The sequence below is a fragment of the Luteimicrobium sp. DT211 genome (assembly GCF_049844995.1).
In the GTDB taxonomy this organism is placed as follows: domain Bacteria; phylum Actinomycetota; class Actinomycetes; order Actinomycetales; family Cellulomonadaceae; genus Luteimicrobium.
Genome location: NZ_JBNCMC010000001.1, coordinates 651,825 through 668,998, shown reverse-complemented (window position 1 = coordinate 668,998; position 17,174 = coordinate 651,825). Strand labels below are relative to the sequence as shown.

Annotated in this window: 14 protein-coding genes and 1 tRNA gene; 4 read left to right on the top strand and 11 right to left on the bottom strand. The window is 73.3% G+C overall.

The features are described 5' to 3' along the window. Positions 1-22: 22 nt before the first annotated feature. Genes ACLQ14_RS03060 through ACLQ14_RS03050 form a run of 3 tightly spaced genes read right to left on the bottom strand, consistent with a single transcriptional unit; the run spans position 23 to position 2,144 of the window. Entirely contained in the window at positions 23-1,174 is a 1,152-nt protein-coding gene (locus tag ACLQ14_RS03060; RefSeq protein WP_425809746.1) for a hypothetical protein, read from the bottom strand. A gap of 1 nt (position 1,175) precedes the next feature. Continuing rightward, positions 1,176-1,751, bottom strand: coding sequence for a dCTP deaminase (gene dcd, locus ACLQ14_RS03055; protein ID WP_425809744.1), 576 nt, complete (start codon positions 1,749-1,751; stop codon positions 1,176-1,178). A gap of 54 nt (positions 1,752-1,805) precedes the next feature. Further along, positions 1,806-2,144, bottom strand: a complete 339-nt coding sequence (locus ACLQ14_RS03050; protein ID WP_425809742.1) for a TM2 domain-containing protein — start codon at positions 2,142-2,144, stop codon at positions 1,806-1,808. Between the two features lie 24 nt (positions 2,145-2,168). On the opposite strand from ACLQ14_RS03050, the gene ACLQ14_RS03045 reads away from it, so the two are divergent. Further along, positions 2,169-2,242, top strand: a tRNA-Gly gene (locus ACLQ14_RS03045). Between the two features lie 58 nt (positions 2,243-2,300). Here ACLQ14_RS03045 and ACLQ14_RS03040 read toward each other — a convergent pair. Together ACLQ14_RS03040 and pulA are read right to left on the bottom strand one after the other, a co-directional pair. Further along, a complete protein-coding gene (locus ACLQ14_RS03040) occupies positions 2,301-3,395 on the bottom strand; it encodes a pirin family protein (RefSeq protein ID WP_425809740.1) in 1,095 nt (364 codons plus the stop codon). A 751-nt stretch (positions 3,396-4,146) separates the two neighbouring features. Further along, positions 4,147-7,485, bottom strand: coding sequence for a pullulanase-type alpha-1,6-glucosidase (pulA, locus tag ACLQ14_RS03035; RefSeq protein ID WP_425809738.1), 3,339 nt, complete (start codon positions 7,483-7,485; stop codon positions 4,147-4,149). 493 nt (positions 7,486-7,978) lie between these two features. Between pulA and ACLQ14_RS03030 the strand changes: the two genes are divergently transcribed. Beyond that, positions 7,979-8,479, top strand: coding sequence for a DinB family protein (locus ACLQ14_RS03030; protein WP_425810186.1), 501 nt, complete (start codon positions 7,979-7,981; stop codon positions 8,477-8,479). A gap of 15 nt (positions 8,480-8,494) precedes the next feature. On the opposite strand, the gene ACLQ14_RS03025 is transcribed toward ACLQ14_RS03030, so the two are convergent. The 4 genes from ACLQ14_RS03025 to ACLQ14_RS03010 form a co-directional block, all read right to left on the bottom strand. Continuing rightward, positions 8,495-9,967, bottom strand: coding sequence for a sugar porter family MFS transporter (locus ACLQ14_RS03025; RefSeq protein ID WP_425809736.1), 1,473 nt, complete (start codon positions 9,965-9,967; stop codon positions 8,495-8,497). 107 nt (positions 9,968-10,074) lie between these two features. Then, the gene (locus tag ACLQ14_RS03020) at positions 10,075-10,515 is read right to left on the bottom strand and encodes a DUF779 domain-containing protein (RefSeq protein ID WP_425809734.1); all 441 of its coding nucleotides are present in this window, start codon (positions 10,513-10,515) and stop codon (positions 10,075-10,077) included. A gap of 12 nt (positions 10,516-10,527) precedes the next feature. Beyond that, entirely contained in the window at positions 10,528-12,051 is a 1,524-nt protein-coding gene (adh, locus tag ACLQ14_RS03015; RefSeq protein WP_425809732.1) for an aldehyde dehydrogenase, read from the bottom strand. Positions 12,052-12,354: 303 nt separating this feature from the next. Beyond that, positions 12,355-13,587: a GAF domain-containing protein gene (locus tag ACLQ14_RS03010; protein ID WP_425809730.1), complete on the bottom strand. Its 1,233-nt coding sequence runs from the start codon at positions 13,585-13,587 to the stop codon at positions 12,355-12,357. An 81-nt stretch (positions 13,588-13,668) separates the two neighbouring features. Here ACLQ14_RS03010 and ACLQ14_RS03005 point away from each other — a divergent pair, with 81 nt between their 5' ends. Together ACLQ14_RS03005 and ACLQ14_RS03000 are read left to right on the top strand one after the other, a co-directional pair. Next, positions 13,669-14,535, top strand: a complete 867-nt coding sequence (locus ACLQ14_RS03005; RefSeq protein WP_425809729.1) for an SDR family oxidoreductase — start codon at positions 13,669-13,671, stop codon at positions 14,533-14,535. A gap of 43 nt (positions 14,536-14,578) precedes the next feature. Next, on the top strand, positions 14,579-15,181 hold the full coding sequence (locus ACLQ14_RS03000; RefSeq protein ID WP_425809727.1) for a TetR/AcrR family transcriptional regulator: 603 nt from the start codon (positions 14,579-14,581) through the stop codon (positions 15,179-15,181). Positions 15,182-15,191: 10 nt separating this feature from the next. On the opposite strand, the gene ACLQ14_RS02995 is transcribed toward ACLQ14_RS03000, so the two are convergent. Next, a complete protein-coding gene (locus ACLQ14_RS02995; RefSeq protein ID WP_425809725.1) occupies positions 15,192-15,617 on the bottom strand; it encodes a hypothetical protein in 426 nt (141 codons plus the stop codon). 119 nt (positions 15,618-15,736) lie between these two features. Continuing rightward, entirely contained in the window at positions 15,737-17,143 is a 1,407-nt protein-coding gene (locus ACLQ14_RS02990; protein ID WP_425809723.1) for a PLP-dependent aminotransferase family protein, read from the bottom strand. Positions 17,144-17,174 lie beyond the last annotated feature (31 nt).

Sequence of the window (17,174 nt, the reverse complement as noted above, 5' to 3'; positions counted from 1 at the left end):
GGAGGCCAGGTCGGGACGGGAGCTACTCCGCCTCCTGCTCCAGGTCGGCGACCCCCACGAGGAACCCGTCCTCGTCCGCGACCTCGCCGCCGACGGCGTGCTGCAGCGCGGCCGCGACCTCGCCCACGACGCCCAGCGCGCGGGTGCGGGCGAGCACGTGCGAGAGGGGCGGGTCCTCGCGCTGCGAGCCCTCCAGGTCCGGCGCCTCCCACCGCACGTGGTACGCGAGCGCGCCGCCCGCCGTCCACGGCAGGCCCTGCAGCGCGAGGGGGACGATCGGCTCCGCGCCGACCTCGACCGCGACGACGCCGTCGGGGCCGAGGTCCAGGAGGACCGCGTAGCCCTCGAGGGTCATGGGCTGCGCGAGCGTCGCCATGTCGACCTCGTCGGCGGCGTGCTGGACGGCGCGCACCTGGTCCTCGGACAGCTCCCCGATCCCGAGCGCCGCGGGGTCGTAGGCGATACGCGGCGGCCCGGCCCACTCGACGCCCTCGATCGCGAGGTGCGCGCCCGGCTCGACCTGCCGCACGAGAGTCTGCGCGGCCTCCGGCTCGAGCCACACGTCGGTGAAGAGCGTCAGGTCGACGTTCGCGTCGGGGTCCGGCACCAGCGTGACGTCCGGGCTCACGGCGCCGCCCAGGTCGATCCGCACGGCGCCCGCGAGCCGGCGCGCCGCGGCGACGAGCCAGTCGACGACGATGCCCTCCTCCCCCACCGGGAGGCCCACGGGGAACGCGCGGCCGAGGCCGTCCCGGTCGCCGCCGCCCGGGTAGGGCGGCTCGCCGCGCTCGCGCGCGCACGTCACGTCGAACACGTACGCGGTGCGGTCGGGCAGGCCCGTGCCGAACCCGTCGGTGAACTGCGGCGCGTACGGGCCGACCAGCACCGTGCTCGCGGTGAGCCGGAGGACGCCCGGCTCACCGGGGCGCGCCCACCGTCCCGGCGCCGAGATGAGGTCGATGCCCTCGGGGGCGACGTCCCAGTGCGCACCCGGGAACCGGCTGACCGCCAGGGCCTCGACCTCGTCGGGCAGCACCTCGGACGCGAACCCCAGCAGGTGGCGCGAGCGGTCGAGGGGGGCGGCCGCCGTGACGGCGGGCAGGAGGGGGAGCGGTGAGGCGGGCACGTAGTCTCTCGGGTCCTCGGGGGTCGGGGCGGCGGACAGGTCGGACACGCTAGACCTCCGTGCGGTGGAAGCTCTGCCACGAGCGCGACGCCGTCGGTCCACGCTGGCCCTGGTACCGCGAGCCGTACGTCGAGCTGCCGTACGGGTGCTCCGCCGGCGACGACAGGCGGAAGAAGCACAGCTGGCCGATCTTCATGCCGGGCCACAGCGTGATGGGGAGCGTCGCGACGTTGCTCAGCTCGAGCGTCACGTGCCCCGAGAATCCCGGGTCGATGAAGCCGGCCGTCGAGTGCGTCAGCAGGCCGAGCCGGCCCAGGCTGGACTTGCCCTCGAGGCGGGCGGCGACGTCGTCGGGCAGGCTCACCGCCTCGAACGTCGAGCCCAGCACGAACTCGCCCGGGTGCAGGACCAGCGGCTCGTCGCCCTTCGCCTCCACGAGGCGCGTCAGCTCCGGCTGCTCCTGCGACGGGTCGATGAACGGGTACCGGTGGTTGTCGAAGAGGCGGAAGAACTTGTCGAGGCGCACGTCGATGCTCGACGGCTGCAGCATCGACGGCTCGTACGGGTCGAGGACCACGCGCCCGGCGTCGAGCTCGGCACGGATGTCACGGTCGGAGAGCAGCACGCCCACACGGTAGCCCGAAGTGCTGGGCGCGTGGTGACGTGGGTCATACGGGGATCAGGGGCGCAGCGGCCGGCCCTTAGCGTCGACGCTGTAGGAGCCCTGGGTGGCCGTGAGGTAGACGATGCCCTCCACGAGGCCCCAGATGAAGATGAACGGCGAGAGGATCCCCGCCGACAGCACGGTGAGCAGCAGCATGGTCAGGCCCACGCCCGTGTACCCGAGGTAGAAGCGATGGATGCCGAGCGCGCCGAGGAAGATGCCGAGCAGCCCGGCCGCGAGCTTGGACTTGGCGTACGGGTCCTCGGGCGGGCCGGACGGCGGCTGTGACTTGAGGTGCTCCTCCGGGCAGGTATGATCGACGACGCACGCTGGCGTCCGAGGATGTCCCCACACGGGGAGCCCACGGATTCGCGTCTCGCGGGTGTAGTTCAATGGTAGAACTTCAGCTTCCCAAGCTGATAGCGCGGGTTCGATTCCCGTCACCCGCTCCACCACGCAGGGCCGGTCCTCCTCGAGGACCGGCCCTTCGTCGTCCGTTACGCCGCGCAGTCAGGTCGACGGACGCGTCCGCGGCTTGAGGTGCACGTCCGGGAGGACGGGCGCTGGCAGCGGCCCGCCGGCGTACCCGACGACCTCGCCGAACCGCCCGTCGGCCACCCCCGGCGCGTACTCCGTCCCGCCGCGGTTGGGCCCCTCGCCCGACGTCATGACCAGGCCGGCCTGCCAGTCCGCGCGGGCGCGGGCGACGTCGTCGTGCGTGCGGCCGACGAAGTTCCACCACATGACGACGTCCTCGCCGAACGGCTCGCCGCCCAGCAGCATGACGCGCGCGCCGACGGTGCCGGCGTCGTCCGTCACCGGCTCCGGGCCGGCCTCGAGGACCAGCGCGTCGGGCCCCGGCGCCACGTAGGCCAGGTGGTCGCGCTCGACGTCCACCCCCGCCACGCGTACCGCCCCGGCGTCGAGCAGGACCGCGTGCTCGAAGCCGGGTTCCGTCCGCACGACGACGCGCGCCCCGGGCGCCAGGTCGAGCTGAGCGCCGACGAGGGGTGTGAAGGCGGTGGCGGGCGAGGTCGCCGTGACGACGTCCTCGTCCCCCGCGCCGGTCGCGAGCGCGAGCGTCCCGAGCAGCACGTGCGCCACCGCCCCGTCGACCCGGAGCGCGGGCAGGTCGGCATGGTGCTCGAAGAAGGGCGCGCCGTCGAGCGCCCCCGCGGGCAGCGCCGTCCACAGCTGGACGCCGTGCAGGGTGCGGGCCGTGGTTCCTGCGGGCGTCTCCTCGGAGTGCGAGATCCCGTGCCCCGCGGTCATGAGGTTGAGCTCGCCCGGCCGGACGGTCTCGAGCGAGCCGACCGAGTCGCGGTGCAGCACCTCGCCCGCGAACAGCCAGGTGACCGTCTGCAGGCCCGTGTGCGGGTGGGGCGGCACCTGCATCCCGGGTCCGGACGTGACGTCGTCGGGCCCGTAGTGGTCGGCGAAGCACCAGGCGCCGACGAGCGAGCGGGCGCGCTGCGGCAGCGTGCGGCGCACCGTCATGGCGCGGGCCCCGCCCAGGGGCACGGTGCGCGGCGCGAGGACCTGCACGCCGTCGGCGCCGCCGGACCGGCACGGCTGCTCGGCGGGCCGGGTCTCGAGGTTGCTCACGCCACCACGCTAGCGGGGCACGGCGAGGTGGCCGGGCCGGGCGACGCTCCCAGGCTCGTGTCAGGGGCGGCTGGAACCATCGGAGACAGCGAAGGCCCCTCGGAGTACGAGTCCGAGGGGCCTTCTCTGGGCCGCTAGTCCCAACACCGACACCGTGTGACGTCACGGCTCGACACGGACACTCGCGCCCACCTTCCATGCGCGCGCAGGCCGTGCCTCTCGCGGCCAGTCTCCCGGGCCCTCGCGCACCCTGCGCCGTCCTGCAGCTCCTCGTGCCTGCCGGCCCTGTGCCGGACCCGCGGTGTTCGAGGGGGTGGTGCGCCGTTCTCCGTTCGACCGTCGGCCTGCCGCCGGGGCGACGCTCCTCCGCGTGGCGGTTCTCCGAGGCATCGTCGCAGCGGCTGGCCGTAGGTCTGTTGTAGACCCGGCGGGGGCGGCCGACAACCCCTTGCGACCGGTCAATCCGGCGCCCCCACGAACGCACAGGGTCGTCCACAACCGGTTCCGCGGAACGGCGTCGTCGCACACACCCCTGTGGAGGAAATCTGTGGACGGCGCGGCTGGGTGCGGAACGCGAAGAGACGACGCCGTTGTCGTCCCCTCGCTCGCAAGCATCGAAGCACGGTTCGGCGCTCCCGGACCGGTCGGAGGCGAACCGGTGACCCGATCGTTACCTCGCGAAGCACCCCGCGCCGCCGACTGCTTCGCGAAGCAGTCGGCGGCGCGGGGTCCTTCGGCGGGTCTGGGGCGGTCAGCGGTGGCCGTGGCCGCCGGGCTGCTCGGCGAGCGTGAGCACCGCGACCGTGCGCGCCGGGACGGACACCGTGCCGGTGCGGGCGTCCCACGTGGTGCCCTTGACGACCGGGTCGTCGCCCTGGCGCTGCACCGCCGACAGGACGTAGCCCTTGCCCTGCAGCGCGCCCAGCGTCTCGGTGGCCGTCGTCGTGCCCGCGTTGAGCACGACCAGCGCGCCGTCGAGGTTCCGGTCGACGTCCTTGCCGCCCGTGTCGTCGAGGGACATCGCGATCACGCCGGGGGTGGTCGTGACCGGGAACGTGAGCTTCTGCTCGATCAGCCGCGACGAGCCGAGCGAGAACAGCGGCGTCGAACGCTTGAGGCGGAGGAGCTGCTGCGCCTCGTCGGTCGCCGTCGCGATGTCCGCCGCCGAGGGCTTCAGCGCGGCGTCGGCGAGCAGCGGCTTCATGATCGGCCACTGCGAGCCGTTGTCGCCCGACAGGGGCAGGCCCTTGCCGAAGCCGTTCGTGCGGCCGGACCAGTCGATCGCGTTGAACCAGTCGCCCGAGTCGTAGCTGTTGTTGTCGAGGGACTTGCTGCGCAGCAGGTCGGACCCGGCCAGCCAGAGCGACGGTGACTGCGACAGTGTGGCCGTCGCGAGCGAGAGCGTCTGCATGCGCACCCGGGCCGCCATCGACGTGGCCTGCGGCAGCTTCATCGTGAGCGTGTCGAACAGCGTCTGGTTGTCGTGCGCGTCGACGTAGCTGATGGACTCGTCGGGCTCGCTCGCGTACCCCGCGGGCTGGCCGTTGTAGTCGACCTCCGATCCCTTCTTCGTCGTCCCGTCCGACGTCACGAGCGTGAAGTCCTTCAGGTTGCCCGCGAGACCCAGCTTCACGAGGTCCTCGTCGTGGCCGAGCAGGGCCTGCGACGCGTCGTCGGCGGTGCCGTAGGACGGGTTGCCGTTCGGGTCCGTGAACAGGCCCGAGCCGAAGCCCTGCTGCTGGGAGGTGCTGCTGTCGACCGGCGAGCCGCCGCGGACGGCGTCGCGCAGACGGTCGTTGAACGTCCCGATCCCGGTCCCGTCGAGCTGGCCCTGGGTGGCCTGCGTGAAGTACGCGTTGTTCGCGACCGCACCGAAGTTCCAGCCCTCGCCGTACAGGTAGATGCTCTTCCCGTCGACGCCGTCCTTGCGGAGCGTGAGCTCGTCGAGCGCGGCCCGGACCGCCTTCATGGTGTCGACCGAGTGGAAGCCCATGAGGTCGAACCGGAAGCCGTCGACCTTGTACTCCTTGGCCCAGAGGACCACCGAGTCGACCATGAGCTTCTGCGCCATGGTGTGCTCGGTCGCGACGTCCTGGCAGCACGTCGAGGTCTCCACCGAGCCCGTCGCGTCGAGCCGCTGGTAGTAGCCCGGGACCACGCGGTCGAGCACCGAGTGCGCGTCCTGCCCGGAGGCGTCGGTGTGGTTGAAGACCTCGTCGACGACGACGCGCAGCCCGTCCGCGTGCAGCGCGCCGACCATGGTGCGGAACTCCGCGACGCGCGAGCCGCCGTCGGGGTGGACGGCATACGAGCCCTCGGGCGCGAGGAAGTGCAGCGGGTCGTAGCCCCAGTTGGAGGCGTCGGAGCCCGCGACCGCGCCGACGCAGGCCTGTTGCTGGTCGGAGTCGGCCGGGTAGGAGGCGAGGTCGCAGTCCGGCGTGGCCTGCTGCGCGCGGTCCTCGTTCACGGTCGCGAAGTCGAACGTCGGCTGCAGGTGGACCGTGGTCAGCCCCGCCTTCGCGAGAGTCTTGAGGTGCTTCGTCCCGTCGCTGTTCGTGGCGAACGCGTCGTACGTGCCGCGCAGCGCCGCCGGGACGGTGGGGTCGGTCGCCGAGAAGTCGCGGACGCTGAGCTCGTAGATGGTCTGGTCCGTGGTGCTCGCGAGCCTCGGGGACGCGGTCCGTGCCCATCGGGCCGGTGCGAGGGACCTGTCGGCGAGGTCGACGAGCACGGAACGCGTCGAGTTCGTCGTGAGCGCCACGGAGTACGGGTCCGTGACGTCGTTCGTCTCGATCCGGCCGGTCGTGGGTGCGTAGACCTTCACCTCGTAGAGGTACTGCCGGTTCGTCCACGACGGCGATCCCGCCACGGTCCATGTGCCGTCCGACGCGCGGTGCGCCGGGACGCGCCGCGCGTCGCCCGTGCCCGACGCCGGGTAGAGCAGCAGGTCGACGTCCTGCGCTGTCGGGGCCCAGAGCGCGAGCTGCGGCGCACCGTGCTTCCAGGCGACGCCGAGGCCACGCCGCTGCGCGGAGGTTCCGTAGACGTCGTCGAGCACGCCGGGCACCTGGACGCCCGTGAGGGCCGCGAGCGTGCCGTCGGCGCCCCAGGCGGCGAGCCGGAGCTCGCCCTTCAGGGTCGTCTCGAGCGCCGCGCGCGAGAGTCCTCGCGGGTGCAGGGCGACGTAGCCCTTCAGGGCGGGGAACCGCTTCAGCTGCGAGGCGGTGAGACCCTTCGGGTCCGCGGTGAGGGAGATCTTCGTGCCGCCCGTGATCGTGCTGCCGTCCCGGGCGAGCGACGCGTCGGGCGACGAGTAGAGCGCCCAGGCGGTCGCCCCGGCGGCGAGGTCGGCAGGGACCGCGACCGTCCGGGCGTCGACCCACTGCGCGGCGTCCTCGGCCTGGCCCGCGGCTGGCGCGTCGGTGACGTCGATCGCGAGGGCGTGCGTCGCGAGCGTGTACGTCAGGACGACCTGCTTGCCGGCCTCGACGTCGAACGGGATCGCTGCCCCGCCCTGCACGCCGTCGGCCCCGTAGACCTCAGCGTCGGACAGTCCGTGGGCTACGCGCACGTGGTACGTCCCCGCGGTGAGGCCGTCGAGCGTCGTGGTGTAGATGCCGTTGCCGTCGGGGTCCTCGAGCCACGCGCCGAGGCAGTCCGCCTGGTCGGCGGAGGCGCAGCCGAGCTGCGTCTGGAAGTCGCCGACGGCCGAGACGATCGGGTCGGCGGCGGTGTTGGTGGCCCAGTGCGTCACCGGGTCGTAGAAGAACGTGACCGGCTTCGCGCCGTCCGTCGTGTACGGGATGTTGCCGCCGCCCTGCGCGCCGCCCACGCCGTAGCTGACGTCCCACGAGTCGTTCAGCGCGGCCTTGTACTCGTAGCTGCCGGCGGGCAGGTCGTACGTGCGCGACCACACGCCGTCGGGCCGCTGGGTGAGCTCTGCCTGCGCGCAGCTCACGTCCCAGTCGCTCGCGCACCCCATCGCCGTGTTGTGCGAACCGGGGATGCTCACGTGCTGCGCGTCAGCGGCGGACGCGGACAGGACGCCGGGAACCGCGACGAGCGGGACGAGGACGGCGACGGCCGCCACGCCCGCAAGGCTCCGGGAAGCCCGACCCGCGCGACGCGATGCCCGGACGTGTCCCGGAGCTCTGGAAGATCTGGTCGACATGCGCTCTCCTTCGAGTGATGACCGATCCCGCGGCGATTGCGCAACAGCGTGCAACGCCCTGCAAGGAATCAAGGTGAAGCCACCGTAGACGCCATCGAGGTGCGGTCACAACCGATCACCGCCGGCGAGCACCCCAGAACTGGCACGGGCTGCACGGCCGCAAGACGTTGCAGCAACGGAACCCGCACGCCGCGAACGCGAGGTGGTGCCGAGAGGGCGGGGCGTGGGTGATGGCGCGCGGTCGTGGGGGGTCTGGCGGGAGCCGGAGCGAGGAACGAGCACAGGCGGATGGAAGACCGCGCGCCATCACCCACGCCCCGCCCGACCCGACCACAGCCGCCCGGCCGACCACGCGACCCGTACGCTCTGACACGTGACCGACGACGCGAACTCGGACCAGATCGCCCCCGATATGAAGGACTGGACCTGGGTCCTCGACGAGCCGTGCGCGGAGTGCGGTCTCGAGGCGGGTCGGCTCGAGGTCGAGGACATCGCACCGCTGGTGCGTGACTCGCTCCCCCGCTGGCGTGCCCGCCTGGCCGCCGACGACGCGCGGGTGCGCCCGGCGCCGTCGGTCTGGTCGCCGCTGGAGTACGCCGCGCACACGCGCGACGTGTTCCGGGTGTTCGACGTGCGGCTCGCGTCGATGCTGGAGTCGGACGACCCGCAGTTCGCCAACTGGGACCAGGACGCGACCGCGCTGGAGGACGACTACGCGCACCAGGACCCGGACGTCGTCGCCCGTGAGCTGGAGGCGGCGGGCCGAGCGATCGCGGGCCGGTGGGACGTGGTGACGCCGGACCAGCACGAGCGCCCAGGCCGCCGGTCGAACGGTTCGGTCTTCACCGTCCGGACGCTCGGGCAGTACTTCGCGCACGACCTGGTGCACCACCTGCACGACGTCGGCGCGTGATGCGCCCGGCGTAGCTCAGGCGGTGCCCTCGACGACCTGGGTCTTGCCTCCCCGCCGGACGACCGTGGCGTCGTCGGACATGTCCTCGAGCTCACGGCCCTTGGTCTCGGGCACCTGCCAGAAGACGAAGAAGAACGACAGGATCGCGAAGAAGGCGTAGAACCCGTACGCGAACGTGAGGCCGATCTCGGAGAACTTCGGGAACGTCGTCGAGATGAAGAAGTTCGCGAGCCACTGGGCGGCGGCGGCGACGGCGAGGGCAGTCGCGCGGATCGCGTTGGGGAACATCTCGCCGAGGAGCACCCAGACGAGCGGCCCCCAGGTCGCGCCGAAGAAGACGACGAAGCCGTTCGCCGCGACGAGGGCCGTCGTGCCCCAGGCACCGGCGAGGGTCGGACTGTCCGCGCCCGGCGCCGTCGTCGCCTGGGAGAAGGCGACGGCCATCGTCGTCAGACACACGCCCATCCCCGCGGACCCGACGAGCAGCATGGGCCGGCGGCCGACCTTGTCGACGAGGAGGATCGCGACGACGGTCACGACGATGTTCGTGATGGACGTGATGACGGACTCCAGGAGCGCGTCGGACTCGTCGAAGCCCACGGACTGCCACAGCGACGACGAGTAGTAGAAGATCACGTTGATCCCGACGAACTGCTGGAACACCGACAGCAGGATCCCGACCCACACGACGGGTTTGAGCCCGAACCGGTTGCCGCGGAGGTCGCGCAGGGACTCCCGCTTCTCCTTGTCGATGGTCTTCTCGATCTCCTGGATCTTGAGGTTGACGTCGAGCTCGCCGGAGAAGTCGTGCAGGACGCGCGACGCCCCGTCGTAGTCGCCCTTGTGCACCAGGTAGCGCGGGGACTCGGGCAGACCGAGCGCGGCGATGCCGTACACGGCCGCGGGGATCGCGGTCACGAAGAACATCCAGCGCCAGGCCTCGAGGCCCCACCAGAGCGTCTCGGACGCGCTGCCGGCGGCGTTCGCGAGCACGTTGTCGGAGAGCAGCGCCACGAAGATGCCGAGGACGATCGCGAGCTGCTGCAGCGATCCGAGCCGGCCGCGGACCCGCGCGGGCGAGACCTCCGCGATGTAGGCGGGCGCGATGACCGACGCCGCCCCGACCCCGAGGCCGCCGAGCACGCGCCAGATGATGAACAGCGGCACGTTGGGCGCGAGGCCGGTGAGGATCGACGAGACGAGGAACAGGATCGCGGCGATCACCATGACGGGGATGCGACCCAGCCGGTTCGCGATGCTGCCGGCGAACCACGCGCCGATCGCGCAGCCCAGCAGTGCCGAGGACACCGCGAACCCTTGCAGACCGGTGTTCGTGATGTCGAAGTGCTTGTTGATCGAGTCGACCGCGCCGTTGATGACGGAGGTGTCGAAGCCGAAGAGGAAGCCGCCGAGCGCCGCCCCCACCGTGATGAGGACGACCCTCGCGTTGAACCTCGAGACCGTGGGGTCCTGGTTGGCTTTCGACATGACGTACCCCCGGTCGTCTCGGTGAACCGATCCCACTTCGGACCCTACCGAGCACACCGGGAGTCGCCACCGGAGCAGCGGTGCGCGCCCCCGTCACCCGGGCGCCGTCAGCCTCGGGCGCCCCCCGCGGCGCCGCCGTCGAGCGTCTCCCACTCGTCGTCGGTGAGCAGCCGCGAGCGGATGAGGAAACGCACCCCCTCGGGCGCCTCGACGCTGAAGCCCGCGCCGCGCCCGGGCACGACGTCGATCGTGAGGTGCGTGTGCTTCCAGTACTCGAACTGCGCGCGGCTCATCCACACGGGCACCGTGAACGACGACGGCGGGTCGCCGCCGGCGGCGGGGTCCGCGATCACGAGGTCGCCCAGGTGGACGTCAGCCGTCTCGGAGACGCGGAAGTCGCCGTCGGGGTAGCACATGGGCGACGACCCGTCGCAGCACCCGCCGCTCTGGTGGAACATGAGGGCGCCGTGCCGGCGCCGCAGCCGCGCGAGGAGCGCGGCCGCGGCGTCGGTGACGTCGACCCGGCCCAGAACCGGTGGTGTGGTCACGTCGTCCGTCTCCTAGAAGAAGCCGAGCTTCTGGGGCGAGTAGCTGACCAGGAGGTTCTTGGTCTGCTGGTAGTGGTCGAGCATCATCTTGTGGTTCTCGCGCCCGACGCCGGACCCCTTGTACCCGCCGAACGCCGCCGCCGCCGGGTACGCGTGGTAGCAGTTCGTCCACACCCGCCCGGCCTCGATCGCGCGCCCCGCCCGGTAGGCGGTGTTGGCCTCGCGCGACCAGACGCCCGCTCCCAGGCCGTACAGGGTGTCGTTGGCGATCGTGACGGCGTCGTCGAAGTCGGTGAAGCTCGTCACGGCCACGACGGGCCCGAAGATCTCCTCCTGGAAGATCCGCATCGAGTTCTTGCCCCCGAAGATCGTCGGGGTGACGTAGTAGCCGTCCGCGAGGTCGCCGCCCAGGTCGGCCCGGTGGCCGCCCGTGAGGACCTTCGCCCCCTCCGCCTGGCCGATGTCGATGTACGACAGGATCTTCTCGAGCTGGTCGTTGCTGGCCTGCGCGCCGATCATCGTCTCGGTGTCGAGCGGGTTGCCCTGCTTCACGGCCTCCGTGCGGGCGATGGCGTCGGAGAGGAAGCCGTCGTAGATGGACTCCTGGATCAGCGCCCGCGACGGGCACGTGCACACCTCGCCCTGGTTGAGCGCGAACATCGTGAAGCCCTCGAGCGCCTTGTCGTAGAAGTCGTCGCGCGTCCGGGCGATGTCGTCGAAGAAGATGTTCGGGCTCTTTCCGCCCAGCTCGAGCGTCACGGGGATGATGTTCTCGCTCGCGTACTGCATGATCAGGCGGCCGGTCGTCGTCTCGCCCGTGAACGCGATCTTGCGGATGCGCGGGCTGCTGGCCAGCGGCTTCCCGGCCTCGAACCCGAACCCGTTGACGACGTTCACGACGCCGGCCGGCAGCAGGTCCGCGATGAGCTCCATGAGCAGGAGGATCGAGGCGGGCGTCTGCTCGGCGGGCTTGAGGACGACGCAGTTGCCGGCGGCGAGCGCCGGCGCGAGCTTCCACGTGGCCATGAGGATCGGGAAGTTCCACGGGATGATCTGCCCGACGACGCCCAGCGGCTCGTGGAAGTGGTAGGCGATCGTGTCCTCGTCGATCTCGGAGATCGACCCCTCCTGCGCGCGGATGGCACCCGCGAAGTACCGGAAGTGGTCGATCGCGAGCGGGATGTCCGCGGCGAGCGTCTCGCGGACGGGCTTGCCGTTCTCCCACGACTCGGCGACGGCGATCTCCTCGAGATGCTCCTCCATCCGGTCCGCGATCTTGTTGAGGATGTTCGCCCGGTCGGTCGCGCTCGTCCGGCCCCACGAGCGGGCCGCGCCGTGCGCGGCGTCGAGCGCGCGCTCGATGTCGGCGGCGTTGCCGCGCGCGACCTCGGTGAAGGTGTGACCAGTGACGGGGCTCGGGTTCTCGAAGTACTCGCCGCTCGACGGCGGCACGTACTCCCCGCCGATCCAGTGGTCGTACCGCTCGCGGTACCTGACGATGCCGCCGGGGGTGCCCGGCGCGGCGTACACGGTCATCGCTGCCTCCTTGCAGTCGTGCCCGGCGCCCCGGGTGAGGGCGCCGCCCGGCGCCATGCGCCGTCGGGCACGACGGTACGAAGCCGCCGTTGCAGGTGCGTTGCAGCATGCCGTGCTGCCCCGGCGGGCGGGCCGTGAGACATCGGTGCCCGGGTCCCACGCGAGCACGCGATTCCTGCCCCTCGAGCAGGGGCTCCACGCCCGTCACTCCGAACGGACGGGCGCGGAGCCCGTGTTCGGCGGGTCCTGGCACCGGGCGGTGGAGGGCTCGGGCGACCGGCTCAGCGGAGGGCGCGGTCGGGCTCAGCGGAGGGCGCGGTCGAGCAGGGTGAGACGGCCTCGAGCCCGGGCGTGCGCTGCGCTCCCGGGCGGGCTGAGGCGCGCGAGGCGGTCCCACGCCGCGTGGTCGTCCGCACCCTCGCGGCGCGCGGTCCAGCGTTCGACGACGTCGGGGTCCGCGCTGCGCAGGACGGCGGAGCGCACGTCGGCCTCGAGCTCGGCGCGCAACCGCTCGACGCCGGGCGCGACGGAGCGCGGGAGGAGCGGGCCGGGGTAGGCGCCGAGCGCGCCGCCGACGTCGTCGGACGCGAGGCGCGCCCGGACCTCGGCGACGTCCGTCGCGAGCGGCACCGCGAGGCGGTACGGGCGTCCGCCGTCGAGCAGGGGTCCGGCCACGCGGCGCAGCCGTGAGATCTCCGCCCGCACCGTCACGTCGGACAGCGCGCCGGGCGCGAGGAGGACGGCGAGCTCGTCCGCCGTGGAGCCCCCAGGTCCCTCGGCGAGCAGCGTCAGCAGCTCGGCGTGCCGCAGGCTCAGCCGCTGGGCCGGCGATCCCGGCAGCCGCAGCGTCGGCGTGGGGCCGAGGGCGCCGAGCCGTGGACCGGCGTGCGGTCCGGCGTCGTCGCGCGTCAGCCGCGCGAGCTCGCGCTCGACAGCCGCGGCCGACGCCCGGACGAGGGCGAGCATCACGCCCGACGCCGCAGGGGCACCGCCTGTCACGTCGAGGACGCCGAGCACCCGGCCCGACGCGAGGTCGCGGACGGGCGCCGCCGCGCACGAGTACGCCTGCACGGGGCGCGTGAAGTGCTCGGGCCCGACGACCTGCACGGGGCGCCCGGTCGCGAGGGCGGTGCCGGGAGCGTTCGTCCCGACGACGTCCTCCCGCCACACCGCGCCCTCGACGAAGCCGATCCGGCCGACCTCGTCCCGCACGCGGCGGTTGCCCTCGACCCACAGCAGCCGGCCGAAGCCGTCGGAGAGGGCGACGATCAGGCCGTCGTCGGCGACGGCGTCGACGAGGAGGTCCCGGACGACCGGCATGGCGGCTGCGAGCGGGCTGCGGGACCGCTGCCCGACGAGGTCGGCGTGCGTGATGGCTACCTCGGTGTGCGGCCGGTCGGGGTCGAGCCCGCGCCGCAGGCTGCGCGCCCACGAGGCGGCGACCAGCGGCCTGACGCCGGGCTGCCCGCGCACCGACGCGACGTCCCCGGACAAGGCTGCCTCGTAGGCGACGCTGACGCGGTCGTCGGCGGGCATCGGTGCCTCCCCTCGCGGGCGCGGCCCGCGTCGTCGCGGGCCGAGGTGCGGCCAGTCTAGGTCCGGGCGCACGATGAGCCCATGGGCGAAGCACGGTCGGACGCGCGGGTCGCGGTGACGGGAGCGACCGGGCACCTGGGACGGCGGGTCGCGCGCCTCCTCGCCGACGACGGCGTCCCCCAGCGCCTGCTCGTCCGCTCGCCCGAGCGCGCTCCCGACCTGCCCGGCGCGCAGGTGCTGCGGGCCGCGTACGGCGACCGGGACGCCGTCGAGCAGGCGCTGCAGGGCGTGGACGTCGTGCTGTTCGTGTCGGCGACCGAGTCGGCCGACCGCACCGACCAGCACGAGCGGTTCGTCGACGGGGCAGCCCGTGCCGGGGTCCGGCACGTCGTCTACACGTCGTTCCAGGGCGCGGGCCCCGACGCGTCGTTCACGCTCGCCCGGGACCACGCGGCGACCGAGGAGCTGGTCCGGTTGTCCGGCATGGCGTGGACGTTCCTGCGCGACAGCCTCTACCTCGACGTGCTGGCCGAGTGGGTCGGCGAGGACGGCGTCCTGCGCGGGCCGGCCGGCGACGGGGTGGTCGCCGCGGTCGCGCGCGCCGACGTCGCACAGTGCGCCGCGGCCGTGCTGACGGACGTCCTCGCGGACCCGGGCACGCACGGCGGGCGCGCCTACGAGCTCACCGGACGCGAGGCCGTCGGTCTGGCGGACGTCGCCCGCACGGTTCACGAGGTGACCGGCCGCCCCGCCCGGTACCACGCCGAGTCCCTGCGCGAGGCGTACGAGTCGCGGGCTGGGTACGGCGCCCCGCGCTGGCAGGTCGACGCGTGGGTGTCCACCTACACGGCGATCGCCGAGGGCGCGCTCGCGCACGTGAGCGGCGACGTCGAGCGGCTGACCGGGCGCGAGCCGATGACGCTCCGGGACGTGCTCGCCGCCGCGTGAGGGGCTGTCAAGGGTTCTGACGTTCCGGTGTTACCGTGTCAGCATGCCCAAGATCATCGGGGGGTCCCTGCACGAGCACCGCGCCCAGACCCGGCAGAAGCTGTTCACCGCGCTGTCCGCCCTGATGGCCGACCGAGGCTTCGACACCATCACGCTCGCCGAGATCGCTGCCGCCGCCGGCGTCGGGCGCACCGCCGTCTACAACCACTTCCCTGACAAGGAAGCGATGCTGCTCGGCTTCATCACCCACGAGACCGAGCAGTACGTGCACACCCTCGAACGGGCGCTCGCCGACGTCGACGACCCCGTCGAGAAGCTCCGCACCTACGTGCGCCAGCAGGCGCGGCTCACGCGCGTCTTCCACCTCGCGCCCGGCCCCGACCTGCGGACCATCCTCTCCAGGCCCGCGCAGCACCGGCTCCGGGAGCACGCGGTCCTCGTCGAGACGATCCTGCGCCGGATCCTCGAGGACGGCGTCGAGGCAGGTGAGCTGCCGCCGCAGGACGTCGAGGTGACCGTCGGGCTCGTCAACGCGTGCCTGTCCGGGCGACTCATCCCCGAGAGCTCGCCCGAGCGCGAGCGCTGCATCGAGGCGACCGAGTCGTTCGTCCTGCGTGCCGTCGGCGCGCAGCAGGTCGCCGCGTAGCATCACCCGATCACACCCCGACGAGCTCGTCCGGCGCGAGCCACCGGACGCCGTTCCGGTGGCTGAGGAGCTGACCGCGCAGACGCACGCGCGCCGACCGGCAGGCCTCGGCCAGCCGGGCAGCCCACGCGCGGTCGAGGGTCGTGGCCCGGTCGTCGAGCCGTCGCTCCCAGACCACGACGATCTGCGCCGCGCCCAGCTCCTCGACGAGCGCCGCGAGCGACCCGGCCAGCCTCTCCGCCTGCCCGCCGTCGGGGCTCGGCGGGAAGTCGGGGATCGGCAGCAGCACGGGAAGCTGACGGTCGTGGTCGTCGAGGAAGAACAGCCAGAGCTGGCGGCGCGCGGCGCGGCCCACCAGGTCGCGCACACGCTCGGTCACCTCCTCGTCCGTGGCGAGGGGAAGGTCGGGCAGGTCCAGGGCGTCAGGGATCGTCATGGGCCCAGGGTGTCGCCCCCGCAGGGTCCACCACCGGGCGCCCGACGCACCCTGTGCACAACCCCCGCCCGACCGCGGCTGGGGGTGGCCGTCGTCGGGCGGGGAGCCGGGAGTACCGGTCAGCACACCTCGGCGAGCGCCGCGACCGTGGCCTCCACCGCGGCCGCGTAGGCGTGGGCCGCGGGCGCCCCGAACCCGACGACCACGCAGCGGGCGTCGGCGGGATCGCCCGGGTCGTCGGCACGGAAGTCGGCGAGCGACTCGAACCGGACGCCCCGCCGCGCGCCCGCGGCCACGGCGGCGCGGGCGTCCGCGCCGTGGGGCAGCTCGACGACGACGTGGAGCCCGGCTGGAAGACCGCGCAGCCGCGCCGCCGGCACGCGCGAGGCGAGCGAGGCAGCGAGCCGGTCGCGGCGGTCACGGTACGTCGCCCGAACGCGCCGGACGTGCCGGTCGTACGCGTGGCTCGCGAGCAGCTCGGCCAGGACGGCCTGGCCCAGGCCGTCCGAACGCACGCCCCGGTCGCCCCGCAGCCGCTCGAGCTCGCCGACGAGCCAGCCCGGCGCGACGGCCCAGCCGACACCCAGCGCGGGCGAGAACGCCTTGTTCGCCGTCCCCGCGTAGACGACGTGGTCGGGTGCCAGCGCCTGCAGCGCACCCACGGGCCGGCGGTCGTAGCGCAGCTCGCCGTCGTAGTCGTCCTCGAGGACGAGGCCGTCCGTGGCCTCCGCCCAGCGTGCGACGGCGACCCGGCGCGCCGGCGCGAGCGGCACCCCCCTCGGGAACTGGTGCGCGGGGGTCAGCAGCACCGCGTCGGCGTCGAGCAGGTCGACGCGGGCGCCTTCGCCGTCGACCGGGAGCACCTGCAGCGTGAGCCCGGACGCCCGCACCACATGGCGATGCCGCTCGTGCCCGTAGGCCTCGACGGCGAGCCGTCGGGCCCCGCTCGCGTGCAACGCGGCGCAGACGAGCGCGAGGGTCTCGCTGAAGCCCGTGGTGACGACCACGTCGTCGGGCCGGGCGACGACGCCGCGGGTCCGCCCGACGTACCCGGCGACCTCCGTCCGGAGCCTGGGCAGCCCGGCGGTCGGCGTGTAGCCCAGGTCGGCGGCCCCGAGGCCGGCGATCGCCTTGCGGGCCGCGGCGACCCAGGCCGCGCGCGGAACCTGACCACCGTCGGGCAGGCCGGCACGCAGGTCGGTGGCCGGCCGGGTCGCCCGGGCGGGCGGCGACGGGCGGGGCGCCGGCCGGGGGCGCTCGCCCACCCAGGTGCCCGCCCCGACGCGCGCCTCGAACCAGCCCTCCGCGACGAGCTGCCCGTAGACCTCGGCGACGGTGTTGCGGGCGAGCCCGAGGTCGGCGGCCAGGCTGCGCGACGACGGCACGCGGGTCCCAGGAGCCAGCCGGCCGGTGCGGACGGCGTCGCGCAGCGCGTCCTCGAGCGCGCGCCGCGGCCTCGTGTCGCGCGCGTCGACAGGGGCGAGGAAGAGGTCGAGACCCGCGCGAGTGGCCCATGTTTCCATCATCGAAGTGGACTCTACGCGCGGTCCGCTCCGG

What these genes read in the sequence shown, in the direction of transcription:
- ACLQ14_RS02990 (WP_425809723.1), bottom strand. Translation starts at nt 17,143, where the DNA reads ATGATGGAAACATGGGCCACTCGCGCGGGTCTCGACCTCTTCCTCGCC.
- ACLQ14_RS03010 (WP_425809730.1), bottom strand. Translation starts at nt 13,587, where the DNA reads ATGCCCGCCGACGACCGCGTCAGCGTCGCCTACGAGGCAGCCTTGTCC.
- ACLQ14_RS03030 (WP_425810186.1), top strand. Translation starts at nt 7,979, where the DNA reads ATGAAGGACTGGACCTGGGTCCTCGACGAGCCGTGCGCGGAGTGCGGT.
- ACLQ14_RS02995 (WP_425809725.1), bottom strand. Translation starts at nt 15,617, where the DNA reads ATGACGATCCCTGACGCCCTGGACCTGCCCGACCTTCCCCTCGCCACG.
- adh (WP_425809732.1), bottom strand. Translation starts at nt 12,051, where the DNA reads ATGACCGTGTACGCCGCGCCGGGCACCCCCGGCGGCATCGTCAGGTAC.
- ACLQ14_RS03025 (WP_425809736.1), bottom strand. Translation starts at nt 9,967, where the DNA reads ATGTCGAAAGCCAACCAGGACCCCACGGTCTCGAGGTTCAACGCGAGG.
- ACLQ14_RS03005 (WP_425809729.1), top strand. Translation starts at nt 13,669, where the DNA reads ATGGGCGAAGCACGGTCGGACGCGCGGGTCGCGGTGACGGGAGCGACC.
- ACLQ14_RS03000 (WP_425809727.1), top strand. Translation starts at nt 14,579, where the DNA reads ATGCCCAAGATCATCGGGGGGTCCCTGCACGAGCACCGCGCCCAGACC.